At 40.7% G+C, this 12009-nt stretch carries 11 protein-coding genes and 1 pseudogene; 10 read left to right on the top strand and 2 right to left on the bottom strand.

Annotated elements, in window-relative coordinates; translation table 11 throughout:
* The first annotated feature begins 26 nt into the window (after positions 1-26).
* The 9 genes and pseudogenes from ACXADT_RS07990 (at position 27) to ACXADT_RS08030 (ending at position 8873) form a co-directional block, all read left to right on the top strand.
* Positions 27-758: an urease accessory protein UreH domain-containing protein gene (locus ACXADT_RS07990; RefSeq protein WP_474834112.1), complete on the top strand. Its 732-nt coding sequence runs from the start codon at positions 27-29 to the stop codon at positions 756-758.
* A gap of 83 nt (positions 759-841) precedes the next feature.
* Positions 842-1069, top strand: a pseudogene (locus ACXADT_RS07995) (glutaredoxin family protein); the annotation flags it as partial.
* Between the two features lie 171 nt (positions 1070-1240).
* Complete coding sequence (locus tag ACXADT_RS08000; protein ID WP_270179815.1) at positions 1241-1561, top strand: metal-sensing transcriptional repressor; 321 nt, start codon at positions 1241-1243, stop codon at positions 1559-1561.
* A gap of 12 nt (positions 1562-1573) precedes the next feature.
* The gene (locus ACXADT_RS08005) at positions 1574-3979 is read left to right on the top strand and encodes a heavy metal translocating P-type ATPase (protein ID WP_474834114.1); all 2406 of its coding nucleotides are present in this window, start codon (positions 1574-1576) and stop codon (positions 3977-3979) included.
* A 27-nt stretch (positions 3980-4006) separates the two neighbouring features.
* A complete protein-coding gene (gene copZ / locus ACXADT_RS08010) occupies positions 4007-4213 on the top strand; it encodes a copper chaperone CopZ (protein WP_270179813.1) in 207 nt (68 codons plus the stop codon).
* 281 nt (positions 4214-4494) lie between these two features.
* Positions 4495-6039 carry a multicopper oxidase family protein gene (locus tag ACXADT_RS08015; protein ID WP_474834116.1) on the top strand — a complete coding sequence of 515 codons (1545 nt, stop codon included), beginning with the start codon at positions 4495-4497 and terminating at the stop codon, positions 6037-6039.
* 279 nt (positions 6040-6318) lie between these two features.
* Entirely contained in the window at positions 6319-6648 is a 330-nt protein-coding gene (locus ACXADT_RS08020; RefSeq protein ID WP_474834118.1) for a four-helix bundle copper-binding protein, read from the top strand.
* A gap of 163 nt (positions 6649-6811) precedes the next feature.
* Complete coding sequence (locus ACXADT_RS08025; protein ID WP_474834120.1) at positions 6812-8224, top strand: sensor histidine kinase; 1413 nt, start codon at positions 6812-6814, stop codon at positions 8222-8224.
* Positions 8199-8873: a response regulator transcription factor gene (locus ACXADT_RS08030; RefSeq protein WP_474834122.1), complete on the top strand. Its 675-nt coding sequence runs from the start codon at positions 8199-8201 to the stop codon at positions 8871-8873. Before ACXADT_RS08025 ends, ACXADT_RS08030 begins: the two co-directional genes overlap by 26 nt.
* 128 nt (positions 8874-9001) lie before the next feature.
* Here ACXADT_RS08030 and ACXADT_RS08035 read toward each other — a convergent pair whose 3' ends face one another.
* A complete protein-coding gene (locus ACXADT_RS08035) occupies positions 9002-9514 on the bottom strand; it encodes a DoxX family membrane protein (RefSeq protein WP_474834124.1) in 513 nt (170 codons plus the stop codon).
* 238 nt (positions 9515-9752) lie between these two features.
* Between ACXADT_RS08035 and yiaA the strand changes: the two genes are divergently transcribed.
* Positions 9753-10220, top strand: a complete 468-nt coding sequence (gene yiaA, locus ACXADT_RS08040; RefSeq protein ID WP_270179797.1) for an inner membrane protein YiaA — start codon at positions 9753-9755, stop codon at positions 10218-10220.
* Between the two features lie 153 nt (positions 10221-10373).
* Here the strand turns inward: yiaA and ACXADT_RS08045 are convergent, their stop codons facing one another.
* Positions 10374-11948: a high affinity choline transporter 1 gene (locus tag ACXADT_RS08045; RefSeq protein ID WP_474834676.1), complete on the bottom strand. Its 1575-nt coding sequence runs from the start codon at positions 11946-11948 to the stop codon at positions 10374-10376.
* Between the last annotated feature and the right edge of the window lie 61 nt (positions 11949-12009).

Consider the following 12009-nt stretch of genomic DNA (forward strand, 5'->3'; position numbering starts at 1 on the left):
GCGAGGCTTAAGTAAGGAGTCTTAATATGTATGATGTTTTTAATTCATTGAGTCAACTGCTTAGTGGGCCTCTCACAACACTCGCCTACCAGACGAATTCAATTCCTTTGTTATCCGCTTTTATTCTGGGAGTGCTTGGCGCGACTGCCCCTTGTCAGTTCACAGGAAATATTGGCGCGATCACGTTCTATGGAAATCGTTCATTTCAAAAAGGAATCGCCTGGGGCGAAGTGTTTTCGTTTATACTGGGTAAAATCGTTGTTTTCTCAACACTTGGCTTTATCGTATGGATGCTTGGACAAGAGTTTCAGCAAAGCCTTACAAAGGTTTTACCCTTGGCAAGGAAGTTCTTCGGACCGCTTGTCATCTTAATCGGTTTATACCTATTAGGGGTATTCAAAATGAATTGGAATCTAAAGCTAGGCGAAGTTCCTAAAAAGTTTTTAAAGAAGGGGAAATGGGGCGCGTTTCTAATGGGAGGAAGCTTTTCATTAGGGTTTTGTCCTACCATGTTTTCGTTGTTTTTTATCTTATTGATGCCTCTTGTCCTTGCTAGTCCTTACGGTGCAGTGCTGCCAGCTACGTTTGCTATAGGGACATCTTTACCTTTTATTTTCGCGATGTTTTTAATCTGGTATTTCGGATTAAGTGGATCACTAATGAAAAGAAGTAGAAAGATCGGATTGGTTTTACAAAGAATTGCAGGTGTGACCCTGGTTGTAATCGGGACCCTCGATGCGATCACATACTGGTTTTAACGAAATCAGCAGTTAGGGGAGGAATGAAGATGAATATAACGAGCGTAACTGTTTATACAAGACCCACTTGAGGAGATTGCCAAAAATTGAAAGAGTTTCTTTCAACTTCATCGATCGCATATGAAGAGCACGATTTATCGTCTTCTCCCCATAAAGAAAGTGACATGATCGATCAACTTGGAAATCGAATCGTTCCAGGTATCATCATCACCGCCTCTTCAATATGGGGACTAAATAGAAAACAATACACGTTTACCGGCTTTGAAAACAATGAAGAAGAGATTACGTCGCTTCTTCTTGGAGGAAGGTAGCGAGAAGGGCTGTCATTCGATTGCCCTTTTTTGTTGTGTTTAAACAGGTACCCCCTAAGGGTAAAATAATCATATATAAGTATTATTCAATAAATTAGTATATATATCACTTGACTAACATACCTTACGGGGGTATATTTTAAATATAATAATAAAAAGGAGATGACCACTATGAATAAAGATTTGGATCTTGAGCTTCAACCAGATAAACAGCCATCTGAGAATCGGACCGAAGAAGAAAAGCAGCAGCTGCAAAATCGCTTGAAGCGAATAGAGGGGCAAATTCGTGGGATTCAGAAAATGGTCGGTGATGATCGTTATTGTGTGGATATTCTGATTCAATTATCAGCCATTCAAGCTGCTTTAAAGAAAGTAGGGTATACCTTACTCGAAAGGCATACAAAAACTTGCGTGGCAAGTTCGATTCAAGAAGGAAATGGTGATCATCATATAGAGGAATTGATGAAAGTGATCCAACAATTCTCCAAATAAGAAGGTGATAAAATGGATGCTGTAAAGAAAACGTCACTCGATATAACAGGTATGACATGTGCTTCATGTTCACAGCGCATTGAGAAAGTTCTAAACAAAATGGACGGCGTTGAAGCGAATGTGAACCTTGCGATGGAAAGAGCAGATGTTCAGTTCGACGAACAAAAAGTTAACCCTTCAGACATCGTCAACAAAATAGAAAAGTTAGGATACGGGGTTCGTAAAGAACAAGTTGAGTTAGACATCCATGGGATGACATGTGCTGCTTGTTCAACCAGGGTCGAAAAAGGATTGAACCGAACCTCTGGAGTAGCGTCAGCTTCGGTAAACCTGACAACAGAATCGGGTGTTGTCGCATATCAGCCTGGTGCCATTACGGTAGATGAGATCATCGAAAAGGTAAAGAAATTAGGATATGATGCCGTCGTTAAAGAAGATCGAGAAGAGAAGAAATCCCACAAGGAAGAAGAAATAAAAAAGAAAAAAGTAAAGCTTGGTATTTCGGTCTTGCTTTCACTACCGTTACTATACACCATGATTGCTCATCTTCCGTTCGATGTTGCTCTTCCGCTGCCTGACCTTTTCATGAACCCTTGGTTTCAATTTCTATTGGCTACTCCTGTACAGTTCTATATTGGTGCTCCGTTTTACGTAGGTGCTTACCGTGCTCTTATTAATAAGAGTGCTAACATGGATGTCCTCGTAGCTCTTGGGACATCAGCTGCTTACTTTTATAGTGTGGTGGAGGGTATTCGATTACTCCTTACGCCAGGGTACCATCCGGAATTGTATTTTGAAACGAGTGCTGTTTTAATCACACTAATTCTTGTTGGGAAGTTGTTTGAAGATCTTGCCAAGGGCAGGACGACGCAAGCGATCACGAAGCTTCTCAACCTGCAGGCGAAAGAAGCGAGTGTTTTACGAGACGGAGAAGAAGTGAAGGTTCCAGTCGATCAGGTAGTCGTTGGTGATACGATCATCGTCCGGCCGGGTGAAAAGATTCCAGTTGATGGAAGCGTCCAAAAAGGGAAGTCCTCAGTAGATGAATCTATGATTACCGGAGAGTCGATCCCTATTGAAAAAACTAACGGTGATGCGGTCATCGGTTCAACCATTAATGAAAATGGTACTTTGTCGATCACGGCTGAGAAAGTAGGAAGTGATACTGCATTAGCAGGGATCATTAAAATTGTAGAAGAAGCTCAAGGTTCAAAAGCCCCAATTCAAAGAATGGCAGATGTCATCTCAGGCATTTTTGTTCCGATCGTTGTTGGTATTGCCTTCGTAACGTTCCTTGTCTGGTATTTATGGGTGAACCCATACGATTTACCTCAGGCACTAGAAGTTGCGATTGCCGTTCTCGTGATTGCTTGTCCATGTGCACTTGGTCTAGCAACACCTACTTCGATCATGGTAGGCACAGGGAAAGGTGCTGAAATAGGCGTGCTGTTCAAAGGCGGCGAATTTCTTGAGGGCACACACAAAGTCGACGCGATCTTGTTAGATAAAACAGGAACGATTACGAAAGGGAAACCGGAAGTAACGGACTTCAAAGTGTTTGAAGGGGAAGAACAAGAAGTCTTATCCTATCTTGTAGCCGCAGAAAAAGCCTCCGAGCATCCACTTGCTAGGTCGATCGTTCAATACGGTGAACAAAAACAAATCAAAGTGGATGAAGCTGAGAGTTTCGAAGCGATCCCGGGGCACGGTATTACGTCTATGATCGACGGTAAGAGGGTGCTGGTCGGAACGAGAAAATTAATGGAACGAGAAAATATTCAGTACACGCAACATGAAGAAGTGATGGCAGCTTATGAAACAGAAGGAAAGACCGCTATGTTCATCGCCATCGAGCAAAACATTAGCGGTATCATCGCCGTTGCTGATACAGTGAAAGAAACATCGAAACAAGCGATACAAGAATTACGAAATCTCGGTATCGATGTTTACATGATTACTGGAGATAATAAACGCACGGCAGAAGCAATTGGAAAACAAGTGAACATCACAGGTATTTATGCAGAAGTTCTTCCAGAAGACAAAGCAAACAAAGTAAAAGAGTTGCAAGGTCAAGGGAAACGAATTGCCATGGTTGGTGACGGAATAAACGATGCGCCAGCTCTTGCAACGGCTGATATAGGGATGGCGATCGGAACAGGTACCGACGTTGCGATCGAAACGGCTGATGTTACCCTTGTTGGAGGGGACTTAGAGCATATTCCAAAGGCGATCAACTTAAGTCGAAAAACGATGAAAAACATTCGCCAAAACTTATTCTGGGCACTATTCTATAACTCGATCGGTATACCGATCGCTGCAATCGGTCTATTAGCACCATGGGTAGCTGGAGCCGCAATGGCATTCAGTTCTGTATCAGTTGTAACGAACTCACTTCGATTGAAGCGAGTTAAATTATAATTTCATTCTTGAAGGGAGATTTTAAACATGGAACAAACAACGATCAAAATTGAAGGTATGACGTGCAACCACTGCAAATCGGCAGTGGAAACAGCATTAACCGAGTTAGAGGGTGTTTCAGGTGTTGAGGTTGATCTGAAGCAAGGCAAGGCGGATGTATCGTACGATTCAGCTAAAGTCACTGTATCTGATATGAATGAAGCAGTAGAAGAACAAGGGTATGATGTAAAGTAACGATGAGAATGAGAGAGGGCGAACCTCTCTCATTTTTATTTACCAAAATGAAAATGATCAAAAGAGTGGCAACTATCACAACTAAACTAAGTGTAACGCAAAAAACCACATCCTTGATGCGTATAACAGTCAAGGTTAATAAAACAGACCTTATTCTTTCATAGATCGCTAGAATAAGGTTTTTTTGAAGTTATGTGTCCAAAAATACAATTAAGATGCACAGTCTCTGCACAATCATTCCATATAATTCATTTAGCAAGGTATTTGATGGAGGTGTAGTCATGAAAAGAGCAATACTATCTTTATTTTTATTAATATTCGTATTGTCCGCTTGTGCCGGAAGCAATTCTAATCAAAAAACGTTAACAACCAGCACGAATCAGGAAAGTGTGGAAGCAAAAGAGGAAGATCTTAGCGGAAAGAAAGTAAATGAATTCACGTTAACTGCTGAGGAATCGACATGGACATTCGATTCAGAAACCACACTTCCTGTTTGGACATATAACGGAACAGTTCCTGGTGAAGAACTACGCATAACCGAAGGAGAAGCCATTCGCGTTACATTGGAAAATGAGTTAGAAGAACCTACTTCGATTCACTGGCACGGTGTTCCTCTATCAAATAAACAAGACGGAATCCCAGGGGTAACGCAGGACGCGGTTTTACCAGGTGATTCGTACGTGTATGAATTTGTGGCGAATGAACCTGGTACATATTGGTACCACTCCCATCAGAATGGCGTCAATCAAATCGATAAAGGGTTGTATGGGACACTGATTGTTGAGCCAAAAGAAGGTGTTAGTGCGGATAAGGATCTAACCTTTGTGCTTGATGAATGGGAGTCTGGACAAAAAGATTCAGAGGATCATAGCATGACGAGTGAGGAGAATGACCATCATGGTATGAGTAATCATCATACAGGAAGTATGGACGAGATGATGAAACATGATATGAGCTCTTATGATTTAATGACCATAAATGGAAAGGCGTCAGAAAGTATTGAGGCAATGCAACTTAAGCATGGTGAGCAAGTTAAATTGAGATTTATTAATGCTGGTTACATGGCTCATAAATTACACATTCCCATAGACTATCAAGTTACACACGTGGATGGTCAAAAAATAAATAACCCTAAAACGAATTCACCTTCTTTAATCGAAATTGCACCTGGAGAGCGTTATGATATTGAATTTATAGCAAATGGTAAGAAGGGAAGCTTCTTTATTGACAGTCATGATGATCGTGGAGAAGCAGGAGGTATGAACATTGATTTTGTGTTTGAGGGGGAGAACCCTTCTAACACGCAAACACATTCAGAAGATGTAACGAACGTGATCGATCTAAACAACCTTGGAGAAAAGAAAAAAGGACCATTTTCAATAGATGATCAGTTTGATGTAGAGTATACCATGGATCTTGGAGTGAAGATGAATCATAAATCGATGGAGATGGAATGGACGATTAATAACGAGACATTCCCTGATGTTCCACCGTTAAACGTAAACAAAGATGATAAAGTGAAAGTAACGTTGACCAATTATAGTGAAGATAAATCCGTGCACCCAATGCATCTACATGGTCACTTCTTCCAGGTTCTAAGTAAAAATGGAAAAGAACTTAAAGGAGCTCCGATCATGAAAGATACACTAAACGTTAAAGCAGGAGAAACCTATGAAGTTGCTTTTCTAGCAGATAATCCTGGGAATTGGTTATTTCATTGTCATGATTTACACCACGCTACTAACGGAATGGTGTCATACGTAAACTATAACAACTTCAAAGAATTTTACCAGAGTAGTGGAGATATTGAGAATATGCCTGAATAAGAGCTAGTCTTTCGTCACCAATGAAGCAAATGTAAAACATTTGCTTCTCTTTTTTTATATGAAGATACTCGATATAGAGTCCGTCTCTGTCGAATGAGATAGGTGATATCTTTCAGCTTTTTGTAGTCTTAACGTATATATGTAACCCAATAATATGGAGAAAGTGTGCATAAAACATGAAATTTTGCAAAATACCAATTTATTTCAAAATGATGTTTTGATCCCTTAAATTGAGGCAAAATACCAAAGTGTAAACAAATATGAAGGAGGAATTTGATTATGTCACACGAAAAATACGGTTCAATGATCGAAACGCTTCATGAATGCATGACTGCATGTAATCACTGTTACGATTCTTGCTTAAAGGAAGATGATGTCAAGATGATGGCTGAATGTATTCGTCTTGATCGCGAATGTTCGGATATTTGTGGATTCCTTGAACAAGCGCTAGTTAGAGGTACACCATTTGCAGCTGAACTTGCTCAAGCTTGTGCAGCTATTTGTGAAGCGTGTGGGAATGAGTGTAAGAAGCACGATCATAAGCATTGCCAAGATTGCGCGGACGCTTGCTTTAAATGTGCAGAAGAATGTAAGAAGCTTGCAGCTTAATGAATATTTGTACTTATAAAAAGCTACACCCCCTCTTTCAGAAAGGCATGGGGGCTGTAGCTTTTTTTGTGTTTTTTTAATAAAGTCTTATTAGAGATGTAAAAAGTGGAATGCACAGTTTCTCGATATACTAGTGGTAGGATCAATCATAAAGGGGACCATTATGCTATTTAAACGAAAGAATAAATTAGCAACAAAATTAGGCTTCTTGTTTCTAACGAGCATCATTTTGTTAGAAGGCATACTCTTTGTTGTTTTATATTTTGGGTATCTCAACCAGCGTGTCATGGTAGAAACCGATTCATTGATGGCCCGGGGAAATAGTCATCGAGATGTTCTGGAAAAGCACTTTGATGAAGCGACAAGAGCTCATGTTGCATTGATGGAATCTGAGGCTGAGACTCAAGTTGTCATAACGGATGCCACAAATTCGATTCTCGACCATTCGAATACGATTACACCAGCTATTCAATCAATTATCCAGTCTATTGATCACACCAAAGTAGAAGACGGGATTATAGAAGGAGATTGGGCGAGTGCGCCATATGTATCGACGGTTTCTCCAGTAGTGATCAATGGTGTTTCCATAGGATATGTGTATATGTTTCTCGATACAGAAGGGATCAGAGATATTCGTGATAAATTGACCGTTCAGTTTTTGATCGTAACTGGGTTAGCTCTATTTCTAACGGTAATCACGATCATTTACTTATCTCGAATCATTACGAAGCCCCTTATACATATGAAAGAAGCGACTCAGAAGATGAGTAATGGAGAGCATGATGTGTATTTAATTGAAGATCGCGATGATGAATTAGGAGAACTCGCTAGAGCCATTCAAACGTTATCGAACGACTTACTTCGTTTAAAGAATGAACGAAGTGAGTTTCTCGCAAGTATTTCTCATGAGTTACGTACTCCACTCACGTATTTAAGCGGTTATGCGGATATTGCAAAGCGGGATAATCTTACACCAGAGGAAAGAAACCGGTACCTTACAATCATAAAAGAGGAATCTGGAAACCTTACAAACTTAGTAAAAGACTTATTCGACATGGCGAAAATGGATCAAAAAGGGTTCTTGATCGAACGGGAGAAAATTGAAATTTGTTCTCTCGTCAATCAAGTGAGAGAAAAAGTGATGCCTGCGTTCGAAGACAAAGAGATAAAGCTGATAGCTTCATGTCAAGAAGAAATGTTCATTACTCTAGATCCTGAGAGGTTTTCTCAAGTCTTACTCAACCTGTTAGATAATGCCCTTCATTACTCTGAAAGAGGTAAACGTGTGAAAATCGAAGTTTTTCAAGCACATCATGATTTACAAATCGAGGTTATTGATGAGGGAGAAGGTATTCCTGAAGAAGATCTTCCGTTTATTTTTGACCGCCTCTATCGAGTGGATAAATCACGATCAAGAAAGTACGGCGGTTCTGGGTTAGGGCTTGCCATCGCAAAGGAAATAATCGAGAAACATGAAGGTACAATTTCAGCTACAAGCGAGGTAAATAAAGGCACAACGATCAAAATTGTCATTCCAGGAGTTGAATCACATGCAACACGTTTTAATCGTAGATGATGAAGAACGAATGGTAGAACTAATCGAATTGTTTTTGGAGCCAAAAGGCTACATGACGTATAAAGTGAATTCAGGTTTGAAAGCCTTGGATGTTTTAAAAAAGAATAAGATTGATCTCGTGTTGTTAGATGTGATGATGCCTGAAATGGATGGGTGGTCTACATGTAAAGAGATACGTGCTTTTTCAAAAGTGCCAATCATCATGTTAACAGCAAGGGATCAATCGGACGATATCGTTAAAGGGTTGAAGCTAGGAGCAGATGACTATATCACAAAGCCATTCGATGAAGAAGTTCTTCTCGCAAGAATCGAAGCTGTTTTCAGGAGATTTCATCAGGGTAATGAAAACACTCTGGTTGTGGAAGGATTAAGATGGAATAAGGATACACATACGGTTTCCTATGAAGGAAAGTCGATCACGATGACTCCGATAGAATTTAACCTTCTTGGCCTCTTTATGAAAAACCCAAACCGAGTCTTCAGTAGAGAGCACCTCATACAAATGATTTGGGGCTTCGAGTCGAGTACAGAAGGCCGCACAATCGATTCCCATATCCGAAACCTTCGAGAGAAATGCCGGCAATCCGGCTTTCAAATAGAGGAGCACCTAAAGACTGTTTGGGGAGTTGGGTATAAGTGGACGAATTAGCGTAGGACAAGGAGTCGAACCTGATGATTGCATTAGTCCAGCACAAAAAGAGTCTGAATCCCAAATGAAAAATGAATTTTAAGTGTAAAAAAGGTTCCGACATCGTGTTTAGTCGGAACCTTTTGTGATTATTTATGCTCAAGCGCAGGCTTTACCTTAACATTACGAATATGAAGTCCTTGCTTGATAAATGGGATTACCCATCGATCAAGACCAATCTTAGCAGCATTGTAACCTGCAATTAAGATGAGCACTCCAAGGATCACCATCATCGGGTTCGTGCTTGTTGTTCCACTAAATAGGAAGGCAAAATTCATGATAACTCCCATTAATGCTGCAAGGGTTGTGAAGGTACCAAGAATTAGGCCAAGTCCAACAAGCAATTCTCCCCAAGCAACGAGTACATTGAAAAGCTCGACATTTGGGATCGCAAACCCTTCTAAGAATGCAGCCCACCATCCTTGCACAGCAGGATGTTCACCGGTAGCCTTCGCAACTGCTCCTTGAAGATAGCCATTTGCATCAAAACCACCTGTGATCTTTCCCCAGCCAGCAGTTATCCATTGATAACCTAGGTATAAACGTATGAACAATAGAATACCAGAAGCTACTTTGTTTTCTCTTAGAAATTGAATAAACATTTTTCTCACGCTCCTACTTTAATAGTCTGATCACATGTTTATTATCGCCAATCCTTAAACCGTCTTCTGTGATAAGTATCACAACCTTGAAGATTAATTTAAATAGAGGATATAAACTCGTCTTATTTATAAATAACAAAAAATTCATACAATAATAGTGTTAAAATGTAAAATATTGCTATAATAGTCTGTGTAGGATAGTAAAATAGCCTGCGTATAGTAAAAAGGGGGGCGGGTAATGTCAGAAGTAAATGGTAACCCGTTAGTGAAGGATGAAAAAAAGCCAAAGGTGAAGGTGGAAAGAAAAGAAGGGGAACCGACTGCAGCTTTTAAAGGGGCAAGCTGGGCAGCTTTGGTCATCGGTGTTTCCGCTTATTTAATCGGTCTTTTTAATGCTGGGATGGAACTGAATGAGAAGGGGTATTACTTTGCTGTATTGGTATTTGGGCTGTATGCAGCTGTTTCTCTGCAAAAAGCGGTTAGAGACAAGGAAGAAGATATCCCTGTCTCGGGCATTTATTATGGACTAAGTTGGTTTGCAGTAATTATCGCGATCTCTTTGATGGCAATCGGACTTTATAACGCTGGAAGTATCATCTTAAGTGAAAAAGGATTTTACGGAATGTCATTCGTTCTTAGTTTATTTGCAGCCATAACGATTCAGAAAAATATTCGTGATACGCAGGTGGCAAAAGAGAGAGGGTAAGGGACTCCCCATTTTAACGTGGTGGTTTGTAATTTGAGTATGAATCAATCATAAAAAGCACCTCACATAATGCTAGTAGGCGCATTATGTGAGGTGCTTTATTTTATGCTTTTAAACCATTCCATTTTGCTTCATTGATTAGTACAACCTAAATCAGGCGATCTTCTCAATCTTTTCATTTCCATTTTTTCTCTCTGCCGGCATCAACAATGGCTTAGGTGGACAAACTTTTTGAGTCAATTTAGACACAACGATAATTGTCACTAAGCCAGAAACCATTGCGAGTGTTCGGAATGGAAAGAGTACTGTGCCTGCTTCGATCATTGGATATGGCAAGAATACAGGAAGTCCGATGATCGGCTCTCCCCCGCCTAGACGTAAAACGAAGGAAACGATTAAACCTGCAACTGCCCCATATTTATTTGCTCCTTTAAAGAACAGTGCGGTTGTGAGCTGTGGAAATAGAATAACGTATACAAGATCAGCAGCAAGATACCATAAGGCATAAACACTTTTCACATTCAATGCGATGATCGTCGCTGCAATTCCAACAAGGATGATGGAACGTTTGATCATTTTCTTAAGCTGATCACTTGAAGCTTTTGGTTTGAACAGTGGTCGATACACATTCCAAGCAGCCATGGAAGACGCTGATAAGATGGACGAATCCATCGATGACATAACGGCAGCTGCGAGTGCTCCTAATCCAATTGCTCCAATAATATCAGGCGTTAAATATTGCAGCACATAAGGGAGGATCATCGCTGGATTATCAGGTGCATTTACGCCAAGACTTGCCCAGTCGGTATCTAACCCGATCGCTCCGATGATCACTGCAGGGACTGCTGCTAGAATACAGATAAATCCTGCTGTGATGGAAAGCCACATAGCTGTTTTCTCAGTCTTAGCTGAAAGCACACGCTGAAAGTATACTTGCCATGGGATCCCTCCGAAAATAAGGAGTAGGGCAAAGTCCCACCAGTTCCAGTAATAGTTCCCCCATTCAGGATCCTTCCAGCCGTCTAGAGGGGGAAAGAGACTTGCATAACTTCCCATGTCTGTTTGGTAATTACTCCAAACGGAACTTAATCCGCCTACTTCTGATAGTGCAAATGGTAGTACTAAGAACAAGCCGATCATGACGGCGAGCATTTGAAAAACGTCCGTAAAAGCAACGGACCACATGCCTCCCACCACTGTGTAGGCAATCGCGATAATGGCTGATAGGATAATCGATGTTTGGAAGTCAAGTCCTAGAATCGTTCCAAATGTAGTCCCTAAAGCAGTTAGAATCGCACCACTCCAAAAGACTTCGCCTAAAAGTGCTGGGATGTATAATACACCAGCAACTTTCTTACCAAAGCGCTGTTCGAGTGGATCGATCATGGTCATGAATTCATAGCGACGCATTTTTCTAGCGTAGAAAATACCGCCAATAATTAAGCTCAGTGCGTACCCCCACGGGGCCTGGGCCCATGCTAATCCAAAGGAATACGTTGATTCTGCTGTTCCTGATATGTATCCACCGCCGACCCAAGTTGCAGCCATCGTAAACATAGAGATCCATAGTGGTAACGATCGTTTAGCTACCATCATATCGGATGCTGACTCGGATTTGTTACTGGCCATAAAGGCCCCAATATAATAGATGACCCCGTAAAAGGCGAGCATTGAAATAAATGAACCCCAGTTGATATCTGAATTTGTTGCTCCTAAGTAAATAAACATAATGACAATGGCTGTTACAAAAACTCCTGCTTTTAACAGGTTTCCTTTTCGTTTAGTCAAA

The sequence above is a fragment of the Anaerobacillus sp. ABR4_321 genome, from assembly GCF_056158505.1.